The sequence below is a fragment of the Streptomyces sp. NPDC047841 genome (assembly GCF_040704085.1).
GTDB classification, from domain to species: domain Bacteria; phylum Actinomycetota; class Actinomycetes; order Streptomycetales; family Streptomycetaceae; genus Streptomyces; species Streptomyces argyrophylli.
This window is the reverse complement of record NZ_JBEYRP010000012.1, coordinates 299,779-322,576: the sequence shown is the minus strand read 5'-3', so window position 1 is coordinate 322,576 and position 22,798 is coordinate 299,779. Positions and strand designations below refer to the sequence as shown.

At 72.7% G+C, this 22,798-nt stretch carries 24 protein-coding genes; 11 read left to right on the top strand and 13 right to left on the bottom strand.

Annotated elements, in window-relative coordinates; genetic code table 11:
- Nucleotides 1-150: 150 nt before the first annotated feature.
- A complete protein-coding gene (locus AB0947_RS22220) occupies nt 151-573 on the top strand; it encodes a hypothetical protein (protein WP_366752059.1) in 423 nt (140 codons plus the stop codon).
- 104 nt (nt 574-677) lie between these two features.
- Here AB0947_RS22220 and AB0947_RS22215 read toward each other — a convergent pair whose 3' ends face one another.
- Genes AB0947_RS22215 through AB0947_RS22205 form a run of 3 tightly spaced genes read right to left on the bottom strand, consistent with a single transcriptional unit; the run spans nt 678 to nt 3,748 of the window.
- Nucleotides 678-1,811 (bottom strand): Mrp/NBP35 family ATP-binding protein, encoded by a 1,134-nt coding sequence (locus AB0947_RS22215; protein WP_366752058.1) that lies wholly within the window; start codon nt 1,809-1,811, stop codon nt 678-680.
- Nucleotides 1,812-1,854: 43 nt separating this feature from the next.
- On the bottom strand, nt 1,855-2,469 hold the full coding sequence (locus AB0947_RS22210) for a DUF1003 domain-containing protein (RefSeq protein ID WP_366752057.1): 615 nt from the start codon (nt 2,467-2,469) through the stop codon (nt 1,855-1,857).
- Nucleotides 2,459-3,748 (bottom strand): CBS domain-containing protein, encoded by a 1,290-nt coding sequence (locus tag AB0947_RS22205; RefSeq protein ID WP_366752056.1) that lies wholly within the window; start codon nt 3,746-3,748, stop codon nt 2,459-2,461. Before AB0947_RS22205 ends, AB0947_RS22210 begins: the two co-directional genes overlap by 11 nt.
- A 229-nt stretch (nt 3,749-3,977) precedes the next feature.
- Here AB0947_RS22205 and AB0947_RS22200 point away from each other — a divergent pair, with 229 nt between their 5' ends.
- Complete coding sequence (locus AB0947_RS22200; protein WP_366752055.1) at nt 3,978-4,721, top strand: hypothetical protein; 744 nt, start codon at nt 3,978-3,980, stop codon at nt 4,719-4,721.
- Between the two features lie 43 nt (nt 4,722-4,764).
- On the opposite strand, the gene AB0947_RS22195 is transcribed toward AB0947_RS22200, so the two are convergent.
- Together AB0947_RS22195 and AB0947_RS22190 are read right to left on the bottom strand one after the other, a co-directional pair.
- On the bottom strand, nt 4,765-5,280 hold the full coding sequence (locus tag AB0947_RS22195; protein WP_366752054.1) for a hypothetical protein: 516 nt from the start codon (nt 5,278-5,280) through the stop codon (nt 4,765-4,767).
- A 33-nt stretch (nt 5,281-5,313) separates the two neighbouring features.
- Nucleotides 5,314-6,438 carry a magnesium and cobalt transport protein CorA gene (locus AB0947_RS22190; protein WP_366752053.1) on the bottom strand — a complete coding sequence of 375 codons (1,125 nt, stop codon included), beginning with the start codon at nt 6,436-6,438 and terminating at the stop codon, nt 5,314-5,316.
- Between the two features lie 458 nt (nt 6,439-6,896).
- Here AB0947_RS22190 and AB0947_RS22185 point away from each other — a divergent pair, with 458 nt between their 5' ends.
- Nucleotides 6,897-7,481 carry a suppressor of fused domain protein gene (locus tag AB0947_RS22185; protein ID WP_366752052.1) on the top strand — a complete coding sequence of 195 codons (585 nt, stop codon included), beginning with the start codon at nt 6,897-6,899 and terminating at the stop codon, nt 7,479-7,481.
- A 51-nt stretch (nt 7,482-7,532) separates the two neighbouring features.
- On the opposite strand, the gene AB0947_RS22180 is transcribed toward AB0947_RS22185, so the two are convergent.
- Nucleotides 7,533-8,756: an MFS transporter gene (locus tag AB0947_RS22180; protein ID WP_366752051.1), complete on the bottom strand. Its 1,224-nt coding sequence runs from the start codon at nt 8,754-8,756 to the stop codon at nt 7,533-7,535.
- Nucleotides 8,757-8,951: 195 nt separating this feature from the next.
- Between AB0947_RS22180 and AB0947_RS22175 the strand changes: the two genes are divergently transcribed.
- From AB0947_RS22175 to AB0947_RS22165, 3 genes are all read left to right on the top strand, one after another.
- Nucleotides 8,952-9,593: a DUF6758 family protein gene (locus AB0947_RS22175; protein WP_058081818.1), complete on the top strand. Its 642-nt coding sequence runs from the start codon at nt 8,952-8,954 to the stop codon at nt 9,591-9,593.
- A 175-nt stretch (nt 9,594-9,768) separates the two neighbouring features.
- The gene (locus AB0947_RS22170) at nt 9,769-10,626 is read left to right on the top strand and encodes a PHP domain-containing protein (RefSeq protein ID WP_366752050.1); all 858 of its coding nucleotides are present in this window, start codon (nt 9,769-9,771) and stop codon (nt 10,624-10,626) included.
- A gap of 119 nt (nt 10,627-10,745) precedes the next feature.
- Entirely contained in the window at nt 10,746-11,351 is a 606-nt protein-coding gene (locus AB0947_RS22165; protein ID WP_366752049.1) for a MarC family protein, read from the top strand.
- A gap of 73 nt (nt 11,352-11,424) precedes the next feature.
- Here the strand turns inward: AB0947_RS22165 and AB0947_RS22160 are convergent, their stop codons facing one another.
- Nucleotides 11,425-11,577: a hypothetical protein gene (locus tag AB0947_RS22160; RefSeq protein WP_171153060.1), complete on the bottom strand. Its 153-nt coding sequence runs from the start codon at nt 11,575-11,577 to the stop codon at nt 11,425-11,427.
- 218 nt (nt 11,578-11,795) lie between these two features.
- Here AB0947_RS22160 and AB0947_RS22155 point away from each other — a divergent pair, with 218 nt between their 5' ends.
- Nucleotides 11,796-12,701, top strand: a complete 906-nt coding sequence (locus AB0947_RS22155; RefSeq protein WP_366752083.1) for an NYN domain-containing protein — start codon at nt 11,796-11,798, stop codon at nt 12,699-12,701.
- On the opposite strand, the gene AB0947_RS22150 is transcribed toward AB0947_RS22155, so the two are convergent.
- Together AB0947_RS22150 and AB0947_RS22145 are read right to left on the bottom strand one after the other, a co-directional pair.
- Entirely contained in the window at nt 12,698-13,621 is a 924-nt protein-coding gene (locus AB0947_RS22150; RefSeq protein ID WP_366752047.1) for an alpha/beta hydrolase, read from the bottom strand. The two genes, AB0947_RS22155 and AB0947_RS22150, sit on opposite strands and share 4 nt — an antisense overlap.
- A 148-nt stretch (nt 13,622-13,769) precedes the next feature.
- Nucleotides 13,770-16,475 carry a DEAD/DEAH box helicase gene (locus AB0947_RS22145; RefSeq protein WP_366752082.1) on the bottom strand — a complete coding sequence of 902 codons (2,706 nt, stop codon included), beginning with the start codon at nt 16,473-16,475 and terminating at the stop codon, nt 13,770-13,772.
- Nucleotides 16,476-16,969: 494 nt separating this feature from the next.
- Between AB0947_RS22145 and AB0947_RS22140 the strand changes: the two genes are divergently transcribed.
- Nucleotides 16,970-17,725: a ferritin-like fold-containing protein gene (locus AB0947_RS22140; protein WP_366752045.1), complete on the top strand. Its 756-nt coding sequence runs from the start codon at nt 16,970-16,972 to the stop codon at nt 17,723-17,725.
- 39 nt (nt 17,726-17,764) lie between these two features.
- Here AB0947_RS22140 and AB0947_RS22135 read toward each other — a convergent pair whose 3' ends face one another.
- The 4 genes from AB0947_RS22135 to AB0947_RS22120 all read right to left on the bottom strand — a co-directional run bounded on the left by AB0947_RS22135 (nt 17,765) and on the right by AB0947_RS22120 (nt 19,750).
- Nucleotides 17,765-18,034 (bottom strand): hypothetical protein, encoded by a 270-nt coding sequence (locus tag AB0947_RS22135; protein ID WP_014674831.1) that lies wholly within the window; start codon nt 18,032-18,034, stop codon nt 17,765-17,767.
- Between the two features lie 167 nt (nt 18,035-18,201).
- Entirely contained in the window at nt 18,202-18,429 is a 228-nt protein-coding gene (locus AB0947_RS22130; protein WP_366752044.1) for a DUF3107 domain-containing protein, read from the bottom strand.
- A gap of 135 nt (nt 18,430-18,564) precedes the next feature.
- The gene (locus tag AB0947_RS22125; RefSeq protein ID WP_366752043.1) at nt 18,565-19,206 is read right to left on the bottom strand and encodes a TetR/AcrR family transcriptional regulator; all 642 of its coding nucleotides are present in this window, start codon (nt 19,204-19,206) and stop codon (nt 18,565-18,567) included.
- 310 nt (nt 19,207-19,516) lie between these two features.
- Nucleotides 19,517-19,750, bottom strand: coding sequence for a hypothetical protein (locus AB0947_RS22120; protein WP_366752042.1), 234 nt, complete (start codon nt 19,748-19,750; stop codon nt 19,517-19,519).
- Nucleotides 19,751-19,947: 197 nt separating this feature from the next.
- Between AB0947_RS22120 and AB0947_RS22115 the strand changes: the two genes are divergently transcribed.
- From AB0947_RS22115 to AB0947_RS22105, 3 genes are read left to right on the top strand one after another with little or no spacing between them, the layout of a single operon-like run.
- Nucleotides 19,948-20,946 (top strand): alpha/beta hydrolase, encoded by a 999-nt coding sequence (locus tag AB0947_RS22115; RefSeq protein ID WP_366752041.1) that lies wholly within the window; start codon nt 19,948-19,950, stop codon nt 20,944-20,946.
- Nucleotides 20,947-20,954: 8 nt separating this feature from the next.
- Complete coding sequence (locus tag AB0947_RS22110) at nt 20,955-22,496, top strand: DUF3152 domain-containing protein (RefSeq protein WP_366752040.1); 1,542 nt, start codon at nt 20,955-20,957, stop codon at nt 22,494-22,496.
- A gap of 56 nt (nt 22,497-22,552) precedes the next feature.
- The gene (locus AB0947_RS22105; RefSeq protein ID WP_309550493.1) at nt 22,553-22,648 is read left to right on the top strand and encodes an Ms4533A family Cys-rich leader peptide; all 96 of its coding nucleotides are present in this window, start codon (nt 22,553-22,555) and stop codon (nt 22,646-22,648) included.
- The last annotated feature ends 150 nt before the right edge of the window (nt 22,649-22,798 follow it).

The window sequence follows — 22,798 nt, the reverse complement described above, 5'->3', positions numbered from 1 at the left end:
AATGTAGACAAAGCGTTGTACATGTCATGCGCGGACACACGGCGGACCGCCCTCACCCACCTGCTTGGGCGTGCCGGCGGCATTTGCGGGGGCTGGCCGGGCGTCCGACAATGGAAGCCCGGTGACCGTCAGCCGATTGACGGAGGACCCATGACCGACACCGAAACGGGCGTCCCGCGCACTCCGCTTCCCCGGTTCGAGGAGGCCGAAGGACTGGGGCCCCAGGACGCGGAGTTCGTCGAGGATCTGGTGGCGGTGCTGGCCAGGCACGGGAATCTGGACCGGTTCGGACTCTGCCTGCTGCACGACCACTTCCCGCTGCGCGCCGGTGAAGTGCTGGTGGAGACGAACGACCCCGTGGCCCGCACACTGCACGCCCACGTCGAGAAGGCGGACGGGACGCGGCACGCCAAAGCGTCGCAGTGGCGGTTCGTGCCGCACGCCGGCCAGGAGCCGGACGACGCGGGGACCGCGGGCGGCTCCGTGCAGGAGATCATGCTGTGCACCACGCTCGACCTCTGCCCCGGGCGCGCGGACGGCCACGAGAGCCGTGACGGCCACGAGAGCCGTTGAGCGCGCCGGGTACGGCGAGGTGAGCGCGCCGGGTACGGCGAAGGGGCGCCGTCCGTGAAGACGGCGCCCCTTCGGCGTGGCGGACCCGGAACGTGGTGGCGGACCTAGAACTTGTTCCTCGGCGTGATCCCCAGCGACAGCCCCGCCAGCCCCCGCTGCCGCCCGCCCAGCTTGCCGGCGATCGCGCGCAGCGCGGAGCCCGCCGGGGAGTCCGGGTCGGTCAGGACGACCGGCTTGCCCTCGTCGCCGCCCTCGCGGAGGCGGACGTCGATCGGGATGCTGCCCAGGACGGGAACGGACGCGCCCGTGGTGCGGGTGAGACCGTCGGCGACCAGCTGGCCGCCGCCCGTGCCGAAGACGTCGACCATCTCGCCGCAGTGCGGGCAGGGCAGGCCGGACATGTTCTCGACCACGCCGACGATCTTCTGGTGGGTCTGTACGGCGATGGAGCCGGCCCGCTCGGCCACCTCGGCCGCCGCCTGCTGCGGGGTCGTCACGACCAGGATCTCGGCGTTCGGGACGAGCTGCGCGACGGAGATCGCGATGTCACCGGTGCCGGGCGGCAGGTCCAGCAGCAGGACGTCCAGGTCGCCCCAGTAGACGTCCGCCAGGAACTGCTGGAGCGCGCGGTGCAGCATCGGGCCGCGCCAGACGACCGGCGCGTTGCCCGGGGTGAACATGCCGATCGAGATGACCTTCACGCCGTTCGCGGACGGCGGCATGATCATGTTCTCGACCTGGGTGGGACGGCCGTCGGCGCCCAGCATGCGCGGCACGCTGTGGCCGTAGATGTCCGCGTCCACGACGCCGACCTTCAGGCCGTCGGCCGCCATCGACGCGGCCAGGTTCACCGTCACCGAGGACTTGCCGACGCCGCCCTTGCCGGACGCGACCGCGTAGACCCGGGTGAGGCTGCCCGGCTTGGCGAAGGGGACCTCGCGCTCTGCCTGGCCGCCGCGCAGGGCCGTCGCCAGCTCCCTGCGCTGCTCGTCGCTCATCACGTCCAGGGTGACGTCGACGCGGGTGACGCCCTCGACCCGGGAGACCGCCTCGGTGACGCGCTGCGTGATGGTGTCGCGCATCGGGCAGCCGGACACCGTCAGGTACACGGTGACCGCGACCGCTCCGTCCGCGCCGATCTCCACCGATTTGACCATCCCGAGTTCGGTGATCGGGCGGTTGATCTCGGGGTCGTTCACCGTCGCCAGTGCCTCGCGCACCGCGTCTTCCGTAGCCATAAGGACGATGGTACGGCGCGCCGGGGGGCGTCCGGGATGCCCCTCAGCGGTCGTCTGTGTCACGTCCCGGCGGCCGTTCCGCCCGTTCCGCCGGGAATACGACGTGACCCGGGTGCCCGTCGTGGCGGCGGCGCTCCTCCAGCTCCTTGACCAGGTCCTGGAGCTCCGAGCGGATCCAGTCGCGGGTGGCCACCTCGCCCAGGCCCGTGCGCAGGGCGGCGACCTCCCGGGTCAGGTACTCGGTGTCGGCGATGGACCGCTCGTTCTGCTTGCGGTCCTGCTCCAGGTTGACCCGGTCCCGGTCGTCCTGCCTGTTCTGCGCGAGCAGGATCAGCGGGGCCGCGTAGGACGCCTGGAGGGACAGCATCAGGGTCAGGAAGATGAACGGGTACTCGTCGAAGCGCAGGTGGCGGGGCGCGGCGACGTTCCACACCACCCACACGATGATGACGACCGTCATCCAGACGATGAAGCGCCCGGTGCCCAGGAAGCGGGCGATCTTCTCCGACAGCCGTCCGAAGGCCTCCGGGTCCCACTCGGGCAGGATCCGGCGGCGCGGCGCGCGCGGCTGGTCCAGCCGGGTGGTCCGGGGCCGCCCGGCGGCCGTGGCGCCCGCCGGATGACGCTCGCGGGTCGCGGTCTCGCGCTCAGGAGCCATGCGTGGGCGCCTCCTCTCCCTGATCGAGGTGGAACTCGGTCTCGCGCCAGTCGTCGGGCAGCATGTGGTCCAGTACGTCGTCCACGGTCACCGCGCCGAGCAGCGATCCGGACTCGTCCACCACGGGCGCCGCCACCATGTCGTACGTGGCGAAGAACCCGGCGATGACCGGCAGGGCCGCGTCCGGGGACAGCGTCTGGAGATCGTCGTCCACGAGCGAGCTGACCAGGGTGTACGGCGGGTCGCGCAGCAGCCGCTGGAAGTGGACGGTGCCCAGGTACTTGCCGGTCGGGGTCTCGTCGGGCGGGCGGCAGACGTAGACCTGGGCGGCGAGGGCGGGGGACAGGTCCGGGTTGCGGACCCGGGCGAGCGCGTCGGCGACCGTCGCGTCGGGCCGCAGCACGATCGGCTCCGTCGTCATCAGACCGCCGGCCGTGTGCTCCTCGTACGACATCAGGCGGCGCATGTCGGCCGCGTCGGAGGGCTGCATCAGGCTCAGCAGCCGCTCCTTGTCCGCCTCGGGCAGCTCAGCGAGCAGGTCGGCCGCGTCGTCCGGGTCCATCGCCTCCAGCACGTCCGCCGCGCGCTCCTCCTTCAGCTTGCCGAGGATCTCGATCTGGTCGTCCTCCGGCAGCTCCTCCAGCACGTCGGCGAGCCGGTCGTCGTCCAGGGCGGCGGCGACCTCGGCCCGCCGTTTCGCGGAGAGGTGGTGCAGGACGTTGGCGAGGTCGGCGGGGCGCAGCTGCTCGAAGGTGGCGAGCAGGCTCTCGGCGCCCTGTCCGTGCTCCTCCAGCGAGAACCCGGTGACGGCCGACCACTCGGCGGTCAGCGTCTCCCCCTTCGCCCGGCGGAAGGCGCCGCCCTTCCTGCCCTTGCGCAGGAAGACGCGGTCGACCTCCCAGTCCCGGCGGGCGGGCAGCTGCTGCACGGACACGTCGAGGACGGTGACCTCCTCGCCGGTCTCCACCAGCGTCACGCGCCGGTCCAGCAGTTCGCCGAAGACCAGCCGCTCGGTGGGCCGCTGCTCGAAGCGGCGGACGTTGACCACGCCGGTGGTGATGACCTGGCCGGACTCGATGCCGGTGACCCGGGTCATGGGCAGGAAGATGCGGCGCCGGGTGGACAGCTCGACGACCAGCCCGAGGATGCGCGGGGGCCGTCGCCCGACGCGCAGCATGACGACCAGATCGCGGACGCGACCCACCTGGTCGCCGGTCGGATCGAAGACGGGGACCCCGGCGAGGTGCGAGACGAAGATCCGGGGGGCGCCGGCTGCCATGGCTGTGCTTCCTTTGCCTGGGAGTCGCTGGGAATCTGCCTGGGAGTCGCTGAGGACTGCTGTGGGTGGAATTTGCTCGGATTTGCCCGCGGGGGTGCGCTTCAGGCTAGCCCGTACCGCTCGGATACGCCCTGGTGGGGGGTCCGGACGGACTGGCTCCGCCGGGCGGGCGGGGCACCGGTACGCTGCGGTACGCCGCTCAGGAACCGTCAGAAAGGCGATCCCACCCGTGACTGCGATGCCCCGGGGCCGTGCCCGCCGGACCGCGCTGCTGACCGCGACCTGCGCCCTGGCGGTGACGGGAGCGATGGTGCTGTCGGGGTGCGGCGGCGACGATCCGGACGCGGGCACCAACGGGGTGGGCAAGCTGCCCGCCGACAGGATCGAGGCGAAGACGCGGGCGGCGGCGGAGGCGGCGTCGGCCGTGCGGCTGGCCGGGACCGTGGTGACCAGTGGCCGTACGTACCGGCTGGACATGCGGCTCAAGGACGACGGCGGGACCGGGTCGGTGACCTCGCAGGGGGCGACCTTCAAGCTGCTGCGGATCGGCGAGGAGCTGTACCTCAAGGCCGACGCGGACTTCTGGAGCCACGCCGACGGCAGCGACGGCGCCGCGGGCAAGCTGGGCGGCAAGTACGTGAAGGTGCCGCAGGGGGACCCCTCGTACAAGAAGTTCAGCGGTTTCACGGACAAGGACGTCCTCCTCGACGGTCTCCTCACGCTGCACGGCACGTTGGCGACGGACGGCCACCACACCGACGGGACGGGTACCCGCACGGTCCGCGTCACCGGCGACAAGGGCGCCGGCGGCACGCTGGACGTGTCCCTCGAGGGCACGCCCTACCCCCTGCGCCTGGTCCGCGCCGGCGACGCCGGGACGCTCCGCTTCTCCGACTGGGGCAGGAACTTCACCGTCGAGGAACCGGCCAAGTCGGAGACGGTGGACTACGGCAGGCAGCTGCCGGCGTCGTAGGGGAGCCGCGGGGCCGTGGGACGGTTGCCGCGGGGGCGGCCGGTCACTTGCCCTTGCGGCGTCTGAGCAACAGTTTCGGCAGGCCCGCCGGCACCGGTCTGCGGGTGGTCGCCGGAGTCGTGACCGGGCGCTGCGCCAGGTTCCCGTCCGGCAGCGGGGCCACCTCTCCGGCCGGTGCCAGGCGGAGCACCCGGCACTCGCGGGCCCAGCGGGCCGGCATCCGCTCGCCGTCGGGGGCGTTCAGCCGCTTGCCCTTCAGCTCGGCGACGGCCGCCTCCCACTCCGGCGAACCGGACGCCAGCTCGGACACGGTCGCCGCGAACGTCACCAGCCGGCCGCCCTTGTCCTTGCTGCGCACGCTCACCTCGGCGGAGCCCCCGTCGGCCAGCCCCTCCAGCGGCTGCTCACCGGGCCCGTCACCGACCACGCACACCGCGCCCTCGTGCCACACGTGCCACAGCGCACGCGCGGCCGTGGCCCCGGCGCCCCTGACCCAGATCAGGCCGGACTTCTTCGCGGCCTCCTCGATGAGGGCCCGGTCGAGCAGCTCGCTTGTCATGCGCCCCAGCCTAACCAGGCCGTACCGGCCCGCTCAGAGCCAGCCGTTGCGCTTCAGCGTGCGGTGGATGCCCACACACAGCGCGGCCGTGATGCCCATGATCACCGGGTAGCCGTACTTCCAGTGCAGCTCGGGCATGTACTGGAAGTTCATGCCGTACACCCCGCACACCATCGTCGGCACGGCGATGATGGCCGCCCACGCGGTGATCTTGCGCATGTCCTCGTTCTGCGCGACGGAGGCCTGCGCGAGGTTGGCCTGGAGGATGGAGTTCAGCAGTTCGTCGAAGCCCAGCACCTGCTCCTGGACCCGGGCGAGGTGGTCGGCGACGTCCCGGAAGTACTTCTGGATGTCCGGGTCGATCAGCCGCATCGGCCGCTCGCTCAGCAGCTGCATCGGCCGCAGCAGCGGCGCCACCGCCCGCTTGAACTCCAGTACCTCGCGCTTGAGTTGGTAGATCCGCGCGGAGTCCACACCGCGCGAGACCCCGCCCCGGCGGCCGGGTGAGAAGACCTCGGTCTCCACCTCGTCGATGTCGTCCTGGACGGCGTCGGCGACCGCGATGTAGCCGTCCACGACGTGGTCGGCGATGGCGTGCAGCACGGCCGAGGGACCCTTGGCGAGCAGCTCGGGGTCGTCCTGGAGGCGGTGCCGCAGGGCCCGCAGCGAGCCCTGGCCGCCGTGCCGGACGGTGATGAAGAAGTCCCGGCCGGTGAAGCACATCACCTCGCCGGTCTCCACGACCTCGCTGTTGGCGGTGAGCCGGTCGTGCTCGACGTAGTGGATGGTCTTGAAGACGGTGAACAGCGAGTCGTCGTACCGCTCCAGCTTCGGCCGCTGGTGGGCCTGCACCGCGTCCTCGACGGCCAGCGGGTGCAGTCCGAACTCGCTCGCGATACCGGCGAACTCGGCCTCGGTCGGCTCGTGCAGCCCGATCCAGACGAAGCCGCCGTCGCGGCGCACCAGCCGCATGGCCTCCTGCGGGCTGAGCGGCCCCGGGCTCTGCACACGGGCGCCGTCGCGGTAGACGGCGCAGTCGACGACGGCCGAGGGCGAGCCGGGGGCGCGCGTGGCGTCGTACGACGTGCTCGTGTCCTTGCGCAGCGAGACACGGGACGACGGGCGGACCACGGCGCGCAGGTCGCGGATCATCGACATGGGCAGGCTCCTTCGCGGGCGGGCAGCGAGGGCACGCGGCGACGGGTGGAACTACCCGGAATGGGGACGTCCTGAGTGCGTGTGTTCGGCACGTCCACAAAGCGGGGAGCACCGCACCGTCACGGTGGCGACTTCGCTGCTGACGCAGAACTGATTCAGGTCAGACAGATCAGGCAAAGCGAAACGAAGTGCTCTTCCGAACGACGGAGCGCAAGGGAAGGCGGCGGCCAGCCGGTAACTACATCAGCAGCCGGAAGAGCGAGTGGTACTGCACGGTCGACTTCGATCCATGACAGCCCCACCTCCTCCGGCCGGTCCCTCGTAAGGGAGTCCCATCGGCGTCGGGACCCGACGGCACGCTTCGGCGTGCTGGCCCCGAACCACCGGCTCAGAGTACCAGCCGCCCGTACTGTCAAGGCGCCGCTTTGCCCGCCGCTGACGAGTTCTATGCTCGGCGCATGGCTGATGTTCTTCCTCTTGTCGAGGCCCGGTTGACCACCGCGCTGGGCGAGCCGGACGCCCGCGCCGCGGTCACCTTCCTCGGCGCGGACCGCATCGAGGTGCTCCGCTTCCAGGAGGGGGACGTCGTCCGTTACGCCACCCTCGGCATGTCCCGGCACCCCATGGCGGACCCCACGGCGATGCTCGCCGATCCGGTCAAGGGCCCCCGCGCCGAACTGGTCCTGTCGGTCCGCGCGGGCCTCGCCGACACCGGCAAGGTGCTCCGCCCGCTCGCCGTGCTCGCCGCGACTCCGCAGGTGGAGGGGCTGGTGGTGACCCCGGGCGCCTCGCTGGACGTGGGCGAGCCGCTGTGGCCGGGCGCCCCCTTCACCTCCGTGCTGGTGGGCGAGCCCGGCGGGCTGGTTCAGGACCTGGAGCTGGACGCCCCGATGGACCCGGTGCGGTTCCTGCCGCTGCTGCCGATGACCCCGAACGAGGCCGCCTGGAAGCGGGTGCACGGCGCCCAGGCCCTCCAGGAGCGCTGGCTCGGACACGGGACGGACCTGAGGGACCCCGCCCGCGTATCCGTCCCGCTGGACTGATCCGGCCCCGGCCGTGCGTGACCGAACTCACCAACACAAGGCCGGATCCGGTCAGTTGGCGAAGACGCCGACCCCGTCCTCGGTGGCGTGCTTCGGCTCCAGCTCCTCCGCCTCGTGGGTGAGGGCCCTGCGCCGGACGGCGACCACGAGCGCGCCCAGCAGCGCCGTGACGGCCGCGACCGCGAACGGGACGTGGATGTCGGTCCACTCCTCGATCTTCGGCGCGAAGTAGGGCGCGGCGGCGGCGGCGAACCAGCGGACGAAGTTGTAGCCCGCGCTCGCCACCGGGCGCGGCGCGTCCGACACCCCGAGGGCCAGCTCGGTGTAGACCGTGTTGTTCACGCCGATGAAGGCACCGGACAGGATCGTGCAGACGACGGCCGCGGTGTGACCGCCGTAGCCGAGCACGAGGACGTCCGCCGCGAGCAGCACCAGCGAGCCGCCGAGCACCTTCAGCGAGCCGAACCGGGCCTGCATCCGCGGGGCGACGATCACCGAGAAGACGGCGAGCAGCACACCCCAGGCGAAGAAGACCGCGCCCGAGCGGTACGGCGTCATGTTCAGCACGAACGGCGTGAAGGCCAGCACCGTGAAGAACGTGTAGTTGTAGAAGAACGCCGAGACCGCCGCCGAGGCCAGGCCGCCGTGGCCGAGCGCCTTGAGGGGGTCGAGGACCGAGGTCTTCCGGGCCGGCTTCGGCTGCTCCTTCAGGAACGCCGTGATGCACAGGAAGCCGATCGCCATCAGCGTGGCCGTGCCGAAGAACGGGTAGCGCCAGCTCACGTTGCCGAGGACCGCGCCGAGCAGCGGGCCGCAGGCCATGCCGAGGCCGAGCGCGGACTCGTAGAGCAGGATCGCGGCCGCGCTGCCCCCGGCCGCCGCGCCGACGATCACCGCGAGGGCGGTCGAGACGAAGAGGGCGTTGCCGAGCCCCCAGCCGGCCCGGAACCCGACGAGCTGGCCGACCGAGCTGGAGGTGCCGGCCAGGCCGGCGAAGACGACCACGAAGGCGAGGCCCAGCAGCAGGGTCTTGCGGCCGCCGATGCGGCTGGAGACGAAGCCGGTCAGCAGCATCGCGACGGCGGTGATCAGGAAGTACGAGGTGAAGAGCAGGGACACCTGGCTGGCGGTGGCGTGCAGGCCCTGCGCGATCGACGGCAGGATCGGGTCGACGAGACCGATGCCCATGAAGGCGACGACGGAGGCGCCGGCCGTGGCCCAGACCGCCTTGGGCTGCCGCAGGATGCCGCCGGCTCCCGCGTCGAGGGGGTCCATGTGCTTCTCCCATCCTCACGATAGATAGTTGGGCTATGCACATACTAAGTTAGGTCGGCTAATTAATGCAAGATGCATCTATCCCGCTCGGTCTCCTGGAGACGGGGCACCTCGGCGGGGCACAGGGAGGGCTCTTCGGTCCGGACGGGTGATCGTCCTTGACGTGGGCGGGCAGGGGTAGGACCGTGGAGCCCTATGAGGGGCGAACCCAGTTGCCCGAGGTGCGGTGGCCGGGTCAGGGCTCCCGGACTCTTCGCCGATGCGTGGCAGTGCGACGTGCACGGCACGGTGTATCCGCTGCAGCCCGTGATCCCGCCCAGCGTCGAGGCGCTCAACGCCGTCGTGCACCGCACGCAGGTGCCGGTGTGGATGCCGTGGCCGCTGCCCGTCGGCTGGCTGTTCACGGGGGTGGCGTACGCCGGTGACGACCGCAGCGGCGGCCGGGCGACCGCGGTGGCCTGCTCCGGCCCCGGACCGCTCGGCGGGCCCGGCGAGCTGATCCTGATCGCCGAGGAGCTGGGCGTCGGCCTCGGCGCGCACTACGCGGGCATCGACGGCCCGGACCCGGGGTCGTACATGAACGTGGAGAAGCCGCCGGAGGCCAAGGTGCTGGCCGCCGGGCGCCCCACCCCGCTCTGGCACGTCTACCGCACCCCGGACGACCGCGCCGTCTTCGCCGGCGAGGCGCTCGGGATGTGGCTGTGGGCGGTCATGTGGCCCGAGCAGTCCGGTCTGCTCATGTACGACGAGCTGGTGCTGACCGACTTGCGGGAGGCGGGGGCGGAGCTGGACCTGGTGCCCTGCGGGGCGTTGTCGCCGCGCCTGCTCCGGCCGTGACGCCCACGGGGCGCCCGGTTCCGTGGCTCGCGCCCGCGGGTGAGCCGTGGTGGCCCGCGCCCCTTCCGGAGCGTTGAAGTAAAGGGCGCTCACCGGTTGCGGGTGTGACAGTGGGGGTCGAAAACACCGCTATCCTTAGGTGTCCCCCTGCTTCCGTCCGTGTCCTGGAGTCGTCGTGCGTATCGATCTGCACTGCCACTCCACGGCTTCCGACGGTACGGACAGCCCGGCCGAGCTGGTGCGCAACGCCGCCGCCGCCGGCCTGGACGTCGTCGCGCTGACCGATCACGACACCACGCGGGGGTACGGCGAGGCGATCGGCGCGCTGCCCGAGGGGCTGACGCTGGTCACCGGGGCCGAGCTGTCCTGCCGGGTCGACGGCGTCTCGATGCACCTGCTGGCCTACCTCTTCGACCCCGAGGAGCCCGCCCTGCTCGCCGAGCGCGAGCTGGTCCGGGACGACCGGGTGCCGCGGGCCAGGGCGATGGTCGCCAAGCTGAACGCGCTCGGCGTGCCGGTCACCTGGGAACAGGTCGAGCGGATCGCCGCCGGAGGGTCGGTGGGGCGCCCGCACGTCGCCTCGGCGCTGGTCGAGCTGGGTGTCGTACCGACGGTGGGCGACGCGTTCACCGAGGAGTGGCTGGCCGACGGCGGGCGGGCCTTCGTGGAGAAGCACGAGACCGACCCCTTCGAGGCGATCCGGCTGGTCAAGGCCGCGGGCGGGGTCAGCGTGTTCGCGCACCCGGCCGCCGCCAAGCGCGGCCGCACCGTGCCGGAGTCCCGGATCGCGGAGATGGCCGAGGCCGGCCTGGACGGCATCGAGGTCGACCACATGGACCACGACGCCGACGCCCGGGACCGCCTGCGGGGCCTGGCGAAGGAGCTGGGGCTGCTGGTCACGGGCTCCTCGGACTACCACGGCAGCCGCAAGACCGTGGCGCTCGGCGCCTTCACGACCGACCCCGAGGTCTACGGGGAGATCACCCGGCGGGCGACGGGCGCGTTCCCGGTGCCGGGGACCGGCGGAGCCTGAGGCCCCCGGGGGGCCGTCCCGCCGTACCGCTTCACACCCGCGGTCCGTACTGCCTCATGCCCGCGGTCCGGACCGCCTCACGCCCGTAGTTCCTCTTCCCGCAAGGCCTGTACTTCCCCATGTTCGACATCGCCGTGTTCGGCTCGCTGTTCCTGACCCTCTTCGTCATCATGGATCCCCCCGGGATCACCCCGATCTTCCTCGCCCTGACCGCCGGGCGGCCGGCCAAGGTGCAGCGGAGGATGGCCTTCCAGGCCGTCTGCGTCGCGGGCGGGGTCATCGCCGTCTTCGGCGTCCTGGGCCACCAGATCCTGAACTACCTGCACGTGTCCGTGCCCGCCCTGATGATCGCGGGCGGGCTGCTGCTCCTGCTGATCGCGCTGGACCTGCTGACGGGCAAGAACGACGAGCCCCAGCAGACCAAGGACGTCAACGTGGCGCTCGTACCGCTGGGCATGCCGCTGCTGGCGGGGCCCGGTGCGATCGTGTCCGTGATCCTGGCCGTGCAGAAGGCCGACAGCGTGCCGGCACAGCTCTCGGTGTGGTCCGCGATCCTCGCGATCCACGTGGTGCTGTGGCTGGTGATGCGCTACTCGCTGCTGATCATCCGGGTCATCAAGGACGGCGGTGTCGTCCTGGTGACGCGGCTCGCGGGCATGATGCTCTCCGCGATCGCCGTGCAGCAGATCATCAACGGGGTCACTCAGGTGATCCGGGGGAGCTGAGCCGTCGGCGGCTCGGCTCCCCCGGAAAGCTTGAGTGGCGGACGGGCCCGTGCGCGGGTCGCCCGCGTGCGGGTTACGAGGCCGGGGTCTCGGCCGGGCGGATCCACAGGCGCTGCCCTACGGCGGCGGCCTGCTGAACGATCCGGTTGACGGAGGCGGCGTCCACGACGGTGCTGTCCACGGCGGTGCCGTCGACCTCGTCGAGTCGCATGATCTCGAAGCGCATGGCTTCTCCCTTCGTCTGGTCATCCTCCTGCGGAGAACTACTTCGTGTGACCTCTGGTGTATCCAGCGTCGTACGTAGTCAACGCGCCGCTTGTTACAAACATTCCCTACGCTAAAGAAATTTTTCGAACAACTAATTACCGACCGGTAAGCGACATGGCGTACGCCGGGACGGGACCCACCGGGACCGGTTGTGTCCGCACGGTGACCACCGGGACAATGGAGGTGATGAACGACGACCTGGCCGGCCTCGGTGCCCGTATCGCCCGCACGAACGAGCTGCTGGAACGCATGCTCGCCGAGGTGGCCAAGACGCCCTCGACCCACGCGATCTTCGTCGACGCGGGCTACCTGTACGCGGCCGTGGGCCGGCTGGTCGCCGGGACCGAGGACCGCCGTGCCTTCGACCTGGACGCCGAGGGCCTGATCGACGCCCTCATCGACAAGGCGCGCACCATCTTCGCGGACAGCCGGCTGCTGCGCGTCTACTGGTACGACGGCGCCCGGCGCCGCATCCACACCGCCGAGCAGCAGGTCATCGCCGAACTGCCCGACGTCAAGGTCCGCCTCGGCAACCTCAACGCCAACAACCAGCAGAAGGGCGTCGACTCGCTGATCCGGACCGACCTGGAGTCACTGGCGCGGCACCGCGCGATCAGCGACGCGGCCCTCCTCGGCGGCGACGAGGACCTGGTCTCGGCGGTCGAGGCGGCCCAGGGCTACGGCGCCCGCGTCCACCTGTGGGGCATCGAGGCGCCCGAAGGCCGCAACCAGGCCGAGCCGTTGCTCTGGGAGGTCGACAGCCAGCGCACCTTCGACCTTCAGTTCTTCAAGCCGTACGTCTCCCGGCGCACGGCCGCCGCGTTCGAGCCCGCCGGCGGAGCCCGCCCCAGCCGCGAGGACGTCCGGTTCGTCGGCGCCCAGATCGCGGCGCGATGGCTCGCCTCCCGGGGGCGCGACGCGATGGTCGAGCTGTTCCCCGGCCACCCGTACCTGCCCGGCTCCGTCGACCAGGACCTGCTGGTCGAGGCCGAGGAACTGCTCCAGTACTCCCTGCGCGGCCAGGCGGACCTGCGACGGGCGCTCAGGGACGGGTTCTGGGAGCATCTTCAGTCGCAGTACTAGGCCCCGTCGTCCGCAGCACCCGGGCGTTCCTCCTGCCGTGCGATGCCCGGGGCGGTGCCGTCCCAGAAGTCGGCGAGCGCGCGGGCCGTCTCCAGCGGGCGGTCGGTGTTGGGGGAGTGCTCGGCGCCCTCGACCACCGTCCGGTGCGCCTCCAGCCGCACGGCCATGCCGTCGAGCAGCGGCAGCGGCCAGGTGTCGTCCCGCGCGCCCGACAGCACGTGGAACGGCAGCGGTACGGCCGCCAGTTCCGCGACGCGGTCCGGCTCCGTGCACAACTGGCGGCCGGTGGCGAGGAGTTGCGCCGGCTTGGTGCCCAGCCAGCGGCGCCGCAGGTCGGCCCGGTCGTCCAGGCCCGCGTCGAGCGCGGGGGTCTCCGTCTCCTCCGGCGGCTCCATCGCCTGGATGGTCTCCCACACCTCCGCCATGCTCAGCACCGCGAGCGCGTCCCGGAGCAGCTTCACGCGCTCCTGCTGGTGCGCCGAGATCTGCGCCGGGCCCGAGGCCATCAGGGTGAACGACAGGAAGGGGGCGTGGTCGAGCAGGACGGCCGCGCGCGCGATCTGGCCGCCGAGTGAGTGGCCCAGCAGGTGCACCGGGCCGCCGATCGCCTCCGCCTGCGCGAGCACGTCCCGCGCCAACTCCTCCTGCGCGTAGGCCGCCTCGTCCGTCGCCGGTCCGTCCGACTCGAACTGGCCCCGCCCGTCCACGGCGACGGTCCGGTATCCGCGCTCGGCGAGCGGCACGTGCAGCGGATTGAAGTCCTCCTTGCTGCCGGTGAACCCCGGCAGCAGCAGCGCGACGCCCCTCGGCTCGACACCGGCGGCCACCGGCGCGTCGACCACGGCGAACTCACCGCGCGCCGTCCGAAGGGGGTACGCGCGGGCGCCGGGGGGCGGGACGAAGGTGGGGGGCCTGCTCATGGGGGAGAGGGTATCGGGAGGGGGCGGGGCCGGCTGATCGGGAGCGGGCGGGTGGGGGACGGGGTGCGCGGGGTGGCGCCGGGCCCCTCCGGAAACGCCGATGGCCGGGTCCACTGTCGTGAACCCGGCCATCGTGGCGCAGGGCCGGTCAGGCCTCGGGAGCCTCCACGGCCGCCGTGGCCTTGCGGGTCCGGCGCGGCTTCGGCGTCGTCTCGACGGCCTCACCGACACCGGCGGCCGCCTCGGCAGCGGACGCCGCGGTCTTGCGGGCCCGGCGCCGCGGCTTGACCTCCGGCTCCTCGGTGGCCTGCGCCGGGATCCCCGGAGTAGCCGCCTCGGCGACGGCCTTGCGGGTCCGCCGGGCCTTGGGAGCGGTGACCGCTTCCCCGTCGACCGCGTCCACGGCGGCCTCGGCGGCAGCGGCGGTCTTCCGGGTGCGGCGCGGCTTGGCCTCGGCCTCGGCCGTCTCCGGCGCGGCGACCGTGGCCTTGCGGGTCCGGCGCGGCTTAACCTCGGCCTCCGTCTCGGTGGCCTCGGGTGCCGTGGCGGCGGTCTTGCGCGTGCGGCGCGGCTTGGCTTCCGTGGCCTCGGCGGTGTCGACGGCGGTCTCGGCGGCAGCGGCGGTCTTCCGGGTGCGGCGCGGCTTGGCCTCGGCCTCGGCCGTCTCCGGCGCGGCGACCGTGGCCTTGCGGGTCCGGCGCGGCTTCGTCTCGGCCTCGGCCGTCTCCGGCGCGGCGACCGTGGCCTTCCGCGTGCGGCGGGGCTTGGCTTCCGTGGCCTCGGTGGTATCGACGGCGGTCTCGGCGGCAGCCGCGGTCTTCCGGGTGCGGCGCGGCTTGACCTCTGCCTCGGCCTCAGGGGCGTCCGGCGTGGCCGGCTCCGCCGCCTTGCGCGTGCGGCGGGGCTTCACCTCGGTGGCCTCGGCCGTCTCCGGCTCGGCGGCGGCGGTCTTGCGCGTGCGGCGCGGCTTAGCCTCGGCCTCGGCCGTCTCCGGCTCGGCGGCGGCGGTCTTGCGGGTCCGGCGCGGCTTGGCCTCGGTGGCCTCGGCCGTGTCCAGCGCCGCATCCGCCGGGACGGCCGGCTCGGCGGTCTTGCGGGTACGGCGGCGCGGCTTGGTCTCCGCGGCCGGGGCGGCCTCGGCGGCGGGCTCCGTCGCCGGGGTGTCCGCGGTCACGGGTGCGGTGACGGGCTCGGTCGCCGGGGCCCTGTCCACGGTCTGCTCGGTCGCCGGGGGCTCGGCCTGGGCCGGGGCCACGGCGGACTCGGTCACCACAGACTCGGTCACCGGGGACTCGGCCGCGGCCGACCGGCGGGTGCGGCGGCGGCGCGGCTTGTCCGGGGTGTCGAGGCCCGCGGGACCCTCGGCCGTGGTCACCGTCTCGACGGCGGCCTCGGGAGCCGTCGTCGGCGTGGCGGCGGCCGTCACCGGCTCCGCCGACGCTCCGCCGCGCGTACGGCGACGGCGGCGCGGGGTGCGGGTCGCGCCCGGCGTCTCCTCACCGGAGGTCTCCGTGGCCGGCGCGGCCGGGGAGGCGTCCAGCGCGGTGCCACCGCGGGTGCGCCGACGGCGGCGCGGCGTACGAGCCGGACGCTCGGGCTCGGCCGGGGCCGACTCGGCGCGGCCACCGCGGCCACCCCGGCCGCGACCGCCGCCCCGTCCGCCGGTCTCGCCCAGGTCCTCCAGCACCTCCGCCTCCAGCCCGGCGCGGGTCCGCGCGGAGCGGGGCAGGGTGCCCTTGGTGCCCTCGGGGATACCGAGGTCGGAGAACAGGTGCGGGGAGCTCGAGTACGTCTCCACCGGGTCGTTGAAGTCCAGCTCCAGCGCCTTGTTGATCAGCTGCCAGCGCGGGATGTCGTCCCAGTCGACGAACGTGATCGCCGTACCCTTGGCGCCCGCGCGGCCGGTGCGGCCGACGCGGTGCAGGTACGTCTTCTCGTCCTCCGGGGACTGGTAGTTGATGACGTGGGTCACGCCCTCGACGTCGATGCCGCGCGCGGCGACGTCGGTGCAGACGAGGACGTCGACCTTGCCGTTGCGGAAGGCCCGCAGGGCCTGCTCGCGGGCGCCCTGGCCGAGGTCGCCGTGGACCGCGCCGGAGGCGAACCCGCGGCGCTGGAGCTGCTCGGCGATGTCGGCGGCCGTGCGCTTGGTGCGGCAGAAGATCATCGCCAGTCCGCGGCCCTCGGCCTGGAGGATGCGGGCGGCCATCTCCGGCTTGTCCATGTTGTGCGCGCGGTAGACGAACTGCTTGATGTTCGCGACCGTGACGCCCTCGTCGTCCGGCGCGGTGGCGCGGATGTGCGTGGGCCGGGACATGTAGCGGCGGGCGAGGCCGATGACCGCGCCCGGCATCGTGGCCGAGAACAGCATCGTCTGGCGCTTGGCCGGCAGCATGTTGACGATCTTCTCGACGTCGGGCAGGAAGCCCAGGTCGAGCATCTCGTCGGCCTCGTCGAGCACCAGGCACTTGACGTGCTTCAGGTCGAGCTTCTTCTGGCCCGCGAGGTCGAGCAGGCGGCCCGGGGTGCCGACGACCACGTCGACGCCCTTCTTCAGGGCCTCCACCTGGGGCTCGTAGGCCCGGCCGCCGTAGATCGCGACCACGCGCACGTTACGGACCTTGCCGGCCGTCAGCAGGTCGTTGGTGACCTGGGTGCACAGCTCGCGCGTGGGGACGACGACGAGCGCCTGCGGGGCGTCCGTGAGGTCTTCGGGGGTGGCGCGTCCGGCCTCGACGTCGGCGGGGACGGTCACGCGCTCCAGGAGCGGAAGACCGAAGCCCAGCGTCTTGCCGGTGCCGGTCTTGGCCTGGCCGATGACGTCCGTGCCGGAGAGGGCGACGGGGAGTGTCATCTCCTGGATGGGGAAGGGGGTGGTGATGCCGACGGCCTCCAGGGCCTCGGCGGTCTCGGGGAGGATTCCGAGTTCTCGAAACGTCGTAGTCAGGGTGCTGCCTCTTCTGTGTGCGCGGTGCGAGGCGAGCGAGCGGGGGTCATGTCTGACCGTGCCGGGGACGTCGGCTGCCGTACGGACGAACCACTCGGGCAAGCCGTATGACACGGGACCTCTGCCGACGCTCTAGCGCTCGTACCGCTGAGGGTTCCCTCCTGCCGTCGTACGTCACTGCCGTACGGCCTTGGAGGGCTGTCGGGTCGGAGCCGATCGGGCCACCGACCGGGCATCCTCATGCGTGCGGCCTGTCGTGACACGTCGAGCATTGTCGACGCACTCTGGCAGGCGCATTACCACCATACCCCGGAATCGCGCACATGCGATGGCCGATTTGGTCACGTAGTCGTGGTCACACTCGCTGACCAGGGCTTGAGCGGGGCGTAGAGCGGGCTATTGTGCGCCTCATGACTAGCTCTGACAAGCCTGAGAACGCGTCCGCCGAACCCGCCGAACCCACCGGTGTCGCCGCCCAGGACTGGGCGCAGGCGTCCGCCGACCCGCAGTACCGCGCCGCGGTCGTGGATCTGCTCGGCGCCCTCGCGTACGGGGAGCTGGCGGCGTTCGAGCGGCTCGCGGAGGACGCCAAGCTGGCGCCGACCCTCGCGGACAAGGCGGAGCTGGCGAAGATGGCCTCGGCCGAGTTCCACCACTTCGAACGGCTGCGGAACCGGCTGACCGAGATCGGCGAGGAGCCCACGGACGCGATGGACCCGTTCGTCGCCGCGCTCGACGGCTTCCACCGGCAGACCGCGCCCTCGGACTGGCTGGAGGGCCTGGTCAAGGCGTACGTCGGCGACTCGATCGCGAGCGACTTCTACCGCGAGGTCGCGGCCCGGCTCGACGCCGACACGCGCGAGCTGGTGCTCGCCGTCCTCGACGACACCGGGCACGCCGAGTTCGCGGTGGAGAAGGTGCGGGCCGCCATCGACGCCGACCCGCGCGTGGGCGGCCGGCTGGCACTGTGGGCGCGGCGGCTGATGGGGGAGGCGCTGTCGCAGTCCCAGCGGGTGGTCGCCGACCGGGACGCGCTGTCCACGATGCTCGTGGGCGGGGTGGCCGACGGCTTCGACCTCGCCGAGGTCGGCAGGATGTTCTCGCGGATCACCGAGGCGCACACGAAGCGGATGGCCGCGCTGGGCCTGGCGGCGTAGCGCTCCGGCGGGGGCGGTCGCGCCCTTCGGGAACAGCCCTCACGCCGTCGCCGACCGGCGGCGCAGGCGGCCCGCGGGGCGCAGGAGCAGGGACAGGGAGGCGACCGAGATGACCGCCGCGCCCAGGAGGCTGAGCAGGGCCGTGCCGGGGCCCAGGGCGGTGTGGGTGACGAAGTCGCCGAAGAGGGCTCCGGCGATGCCCGTGCAGTACACCAGCGGGCGGGCCGGCAGCCGGTGGGCGAGGCGTTGGGCCGCCGCCCACGCGAGGATCAGACCGAGCACGGCGGAGCCGAGTGCTTCGAGGATCATGTCGGGGGTCCCTCCCACGGCCGGTCTGGCTCGACGGTCGTAGCCCGTCTTACCCGTGACCTGCGAATTGCAATCCTGCCTGTGAGGGACCTGTGCTCCATCCGTGTGCAGGTCACGCGGAAGGGCCCGGCGGCACACGGCCGCCGGGCCCTTCCCACGACTGCGGCCTAGAGCGTGCCGAAGCCGACCTTGCGCACGGTCGGCTCGCCGATGTCCACGTACGCCAGACGGTCCGTCGGCACGAGGACCTTGCGGCCCTTCTCGTCCTGGAGGCTGAGCAGCCCCGTCTTGCCGGCCAGCGCCTCGGCCACCACGCGCTCGAGCTCCTCGGCGCTCTGACCGCTCTCCAGAACGATCTCGCGGGGCGCGTGCTGCACGCCGATCTTGACCTCCACGGCTATGTCCCTCCGACGGTCAGTGATGTGCGCGATCTTCCGCGCCCTACGCTGCACACATTAGCCCGGTGAGGGGGGCGTACACGTTGCGGGCCGGAACGCCAGGAGCGAACACCGCGCGGGAACAAACGGCCGTCAGTGGTGCTCGCTGCCGTGCAGCGGGAAACCGGCGATGCCGCGCCAGGCCAGCGAGGTCAGCAGCTGCACCGCCTGGTCGCGCGGCACGCTGCGGTCGCTGTGCAGCCAGGAGCGGGCGACCACCTGGGCGAGCCCGCCGAGACCGGAGGCGAGCAGCATCGACTCCGCGCGCGAGAGGCCGGTGTCCTCGGCGATGACGTCGCAGATCGCCTCGGCGCACTCGTTGGTGACCTTGTCCACGCGCTCGCGCACCGCGGGCTCGTTCGTCAGGTCCGACTCGAAGACCAGGCGGAAGGCGCCGCCGTCGTCCTCCACGTAGGCGAAGTAGGCGTCCATCGTCGCCCGGACGCGCTGCTTGTTGTCGGTCGTCGACGCGAGCGCGGTGCGCACCGCCTGGATCAGCGACTCGCAGTGCTGGTCCAGCAGCGCGAGGTAGAGGTCGAGCTTGCCGGGGAAGTGCTGGTAGAGCACCGGCTTGCTCACGCCGGCCCGCTCGGCGATGTCGTCCATCGCCGCCGCGTGGTAGCCCTGCGCGACGAAAACCTCCTGGGCGGCGCCCAGCAACTGGTTCCGCCGGGCCCGGCGCGGCAGGCGCGTGCCCCGTGGGCGTGCCGCCTCAGTCTGCTCGATGGCTGTCACGCCGCCTCCCAAAGTCGTCCACATGCGGTGTAGGCCGCGCGGCCATCGTACTTTTCGGTAACCGTGGTGTGCGCGGTGCGAGCGCAGAATTTCACGTACCGGACGGGTGGCGAAAGCCGTACGGCCCGCCGGCCGGGGCCGGGCGGCGGGCCGCGCGGTCCTGCGAGGTCGGCGCAGAGCGCCCCTCGTCGGGCGCGGACGGTGGCCGTCGCCGGCGCGACAGTGCCCCTTCTCGGGGGCGGCGGTGGCCGTCCTCGGGCTTCCGGCGGTGGCCGGCGTCGGCTTGGCGCGGTGGCCGGCCTCGGCGCGGCTAGCGGTAGTCGTCCTCGTCGAGCGAGACCACGCGCGCCTGTTCGACGAGATCGGCCTCGTTCCCCCGGTACGGGTCCACGCCCGTCAGCGGGTCGTCACGGTCCGGCGCGATGTCCGCGTGCTGCTCGGCGGCGTCCACCTCGGGCGCCTCGACGTCCCTCTCCACTGCCGCGTCGGGCTCCAGGTCCTCGATGTCCTCGATCGCGTCGGGCTCGGTGGGGTCATAGGCCATGGTGGGCTCCCTTCCTACGAACGTCCCCGGAAGCGACAGGGGCCACACGCGGGTGCCCTCTGTACGAGACTAGGAGACGGCTGATCCGGACGCCATGCCGTCGGGCCCGTTCGGTGCCTGGTTCTCCGGATCCGGCCGGTTCAGTCTGTGACGGCGAACACATCAACCGTGACGTGATCACCTCGTAACATTGCCGCATGTCTCCGACCGAGTCGCCCTCCGTGCCGGCCGCCAGTGTGCTCCCCAGGGTGGCGCCCGTCCGGGTCGGCGAGGGCGAGCGGCTGCGGTCCGTGGGCCTGCCCGGCGTCACCCTGACGGTCCGTTCCCGGCCCCCCGCGCGCGAGGACCTGCCGCCCGCGCTGTACGTCCACGGGCTCGGCGGTTCCTCGCAGAACTGGTCGTCGTTCATGGCGGAACTGGACGGCGTCGTCGACGGCGAGGCACTCGACCTCCCGGGCTTCGGCGACTCCCCGCCCCCGGACGACGGCGACTACTCCGTCACCGGGCACGCGCGCGCGGTGATCCGCTACCTCGACGCGGCCGGCCGCGGCCCGGTCCACCTCTTCGGCAACTCGCTGGGCGGCGCGGTCGCCACGCGCGTCGCCGCCGTGCGGCCCGACCTCGTCCGGACGCTCACGCTCGTCTCGCCCGCCCTGCCCGAACTGCGGGTGCAGCGCAGCGCGGTGCCGACCGCCCTGCTCGGCGTCCCGGGCATCGCCGCGCTGTTCACCCGGCTCACCAGGGAGTGGACGGCGGAGCAGCGCGTGCGCGGTGTCATGGCGCTCTGCTACGGCGACCCGGGCCGGGTCTCGCCGGAGGCGTTCCGGTACGCCGTGGAGGAACTGGAGCGGCGGCAGCGCCTTCCGTACTTCTGGGACGCCATGACCCGCTCCGCGCGCGGGATCGTCAACGCCTACACGCTCGGCGGCCAGCACGGGCTGTGGCGCCAGGCCGAGCGGGTGCTGGCCCCCACGCTGCTGGTCTACGGCGGCCGGGACCAGCTCGTCGGCTTCCGCATGGCCCGCAAGGCCGCCCGGGCCTTCCGCGACTCCCGGCTGCTGACCCTGCCGGACGCCGGGCACGTCGCGATGATGGAGTACCCCGACGTGGTGGCGGGCGCCTTCCGGGAACTGCTGACGCAGACGGCCGGCGCCGGCGAGGCAGGCCGCCCGGCCGGCACGGACACGAGGAGCTGAGGTCCGGGGTGGGACGCCACAGCCGCCGCGGACCGGCCCCGAAGGGCGACTCCGCGGACATAGCCGCACGGCGGGAGGAGCGGCGCGGTGCGCGCTCCGAGGACGGGCGCGGCGCGCGCTCGGAGGACGCCAGGGGCGACGGGCCCGGCAGGGCCGACCGGCGCGACAGCGGCGACTGGGGAGACGGTGGCGACGGGGGCGACGGCGGTGGCGCGGCCCGGGTGCCGGGCGGCGGCCCCGCTGGTGCGGCCCGTCCGGCCGACGGCACCCCTGCGCGCGGTGTGCCCAGGGCTGCCGACGGTACCGCGGCCCGTGGGGTTCCGAGGGCTGCCGACGGCGCCCCGGCGCGGGGTGCGTCCAAGCTTGCCGACGGCACTCCGGCGCGGGGTGTGTCCAAGGCCGCCGACGGCACCCCCGCCCACGGCGTGCCGGGGCCGGCCGGTGACGCGTCGGCTCGGGGTGCCCGGGGCGGCCATCCCGAGCAGCGGGAAGCCGGCGGGGGCTGGGGCGAGTTGGCCGGGCGGCGGGCCGGCACCGGCGGGACCGGTGTGGTGTTGCCCCGGCAGCGGCAGGCCGAACCGGGTGCCCCGGGTCCGGGCGGGGCACGGCGCCGCCCCGGGCCCCGTCAGGAGTACCTGGAAGCCTTCGACGCCGGCGGCTCCCGTGGCCCCGGTGGCTCCGGAGACGGCCCGCGGGACACCGGGAACGCCGCGGCCCCCGCGCCCGGCGCCGGTGTGCCCGCGCAGCGCGGCGGGACCAAGGGGTGGGCGTTCACCGGCATCGCGGCGGCCGCCGTCACCACCGTGCTCGCGGTGGTCGTCGCCGGACAGGTGACCAAGGGGCAGGACGGCACCGGCGCGCGGCCGGCCGCCGGCGCGGCCGGTGAGGCGCGTCTCCCGGGGGACGTGCCGGGTGCGCCGACGCCCTCCGCCGCGCCGAGCGCGGTGACACTGCCGTACGACCAGAAGATGGGCCGGACGTACCCGCTCGACGCCACGCTGAAGGGCCCGGGGAAGTTCGACGCCGTGCCCGGGTCCGACAAGGCGCCCGGCACAGGGCAGAAGTACCGGTACCGCGTCGACGTCGAGGAGGGGCTGGGACTGGACGGCGCGCTGTTCGCCGAGGCCGTGCAGCGGACCCTGAACGACAAGCGCAGCTGGGCCCACGGCGGCGCCCGTACCTTCGAGCGGATCTCCTCCGGCAAGCCGGACTTCGTGATCACGCTGGCCAGCCCCGGCACCACGGCGACGTGGTGTGCCAAGTCGGGCCTGGACACCACGCAGGACAACGTTTCCTGCGACTCGGCCGCGACCGAACGCGTCATGATCAATGCGTACCGGTGGGCTCAAGGGAGCAAGACATACGGTGACCGGATCCATGCGTACCGGCAGATGTTGATCAACCATGAGGTCGGCCACCGGCTCGGCCACGGACACGTCAGCTGCCAGAAGGACGGCGAGCTGGCGCCCGTCATGCAGCAGCAGACCAAGTTCCTGGACCACGACGGGATCCACTGCCGGCCCAACCCCTGGCCTTACCCCACGAGTTGACAGGCACCGCATATGTCACATTGACATCAGCCGCACGGTCGTCCATATTTCTGCCCATGTGGTCCAGTCATGCCGTCTGTAGCAGCGCCGCCATCGAGCTGGCGCTCATCGGCGTGACCGCGCTCTGCGTGGCCGACATCCACTGTCGCTGACGCCGCCTCCCCGGCGTTCGCGTCGCGACCTTCTCCTCCTTCTCTCCGTGACCGCGTCACGGATTTCTTCGACGACCCGACGCCGGGGCCGACGTCTGTCCGCAGACGTCTCACTCCTCGTCCACATGTCTCATCAGTCGAGAAACCCTC

Coding starts and splice junctions, on each gene's coding strand:
- AB0947_RS22105 (WP_309550493.1), top strand. CDS start 22,553: ATGTGGTCCAGTCATGCCGTCTGTAGCAGCGCCGCCATCGAGCTGGCG.
- AB0947_RS22160 (WP_171153060.1), bottom strand. CDS start 11,577: ATGCGCTTCGAGATCATGCGACTCGACGAGGTCGACGGCACCGCCGTG.
- AB0947_RS22205 (WP_366752056.1), bottom strand. CDS start 3,748: ATGGCAGCCGGCGCCCCCCGGATCTTCGTCTCGCACCTCGCCGGGGTC.
- AB0947_RS22165 (WP_366752049.1), top strand. CDS start 10,746: ATGTTCGACATCGCCGTGTTCGGCTCGCTGTTCCTGACCCTCTTCGTC.
- AB0947_RS22190 (WP_366752053.1), bottom strand. CDS start 6,438: ATGTCGATGATCCGCGACCTGCGCGCCGTGGTCCGCCCGTCGTCCCGT.
- AB0947_RS22210 (WP_366752057.1), bottom strand. CDS start 2,469: ATGGCTCCTGAGCGCGAGACCGCGACCCGCGAGCGTCATCCGGCGGGC.
- AB0947_RS22180 (WP_366752051.1), bottom strand. CDS start 8,756: ATGGACCCCCTCGACGCGGGAGCCGGCGGCATCCTGCGGCAGCCCAAG.
- AB0947_RS22185 (WP_366752052.1), top strand. CDS start 6,897: ATGGCTGATGTTCTTCCTCTTGTCGAGGCCCGGTTGACCACCGCGCTG.
- AB0947_RS22150 (WP_366752047.1), bottom strand. CDS start 13,621: ATGAGCAGGCCCCCCACCTTCGTCCCGCCCCCCGGCGCCCGCGCGTAC.
- AB0947_RS22195 (WP_366752054.1), bottom strand. CDS start 5,280: ATGACAAGCGAGCTGCTCGACCGGGCCCTCATCGAGGAGGCCGCGAAG.
- AB0947_RS22115 (WP_366752041.1), top strand. CDS start 19,948: ATGTCTCCGACCGAGTCGCCCTCCGTGCCGGCCGCCAGTGTGCTCCCC.
- AB0947_RS22120 (WP_366752042.1), bottom strand. CDS start 19,750: ATGGCCTATGACCCCACCGAGCCCGACGCGATCGAGGACATCGAGGAC.
- AB0947_RS22215 (WP_366752058.1), bottom strand. CDS start 1,811: ATGGCTACGGAAGACGCGGTGCGCGAGGCACTGGCGACGGTGAACGAC.
- AB0947_RS22145 (WP_366752082.1), bottom strand. CDS start 16,475: ATGACACTCCCCGTCGCCCTCTCCGGCACGGACGTCATCGGCCAGGCC.
- AB0947_RS22135 (WP_014674831.1), bottom strand. CDS start 18,034: ATGATCCTCGAAGCACTCGGCTCCGCCGTGCTCGGTCTGATCCTCGCG.
- AB0947_RS22155 (WP_366752083.1), top strand. CDS start 11,796: ATGGAGGTGATGAACGACGACCTGGCCGGCCTCGGTGCCCGTATCGCC.
- AB0947_RS22175 (WP_058081818.1), top strand. CDS start 8,952: ATGAGGGGCGAACCCAGTTGCCCGAGGTGCGGTGGCCGGGTCAGGGCT.
- AB0947_RS22220 (WP_366752059.1), top strand. CDS start 151: ATGACCGACACCGAAACGGGCGTCCCGCGCACTCCGCTTCCCCGGTTC.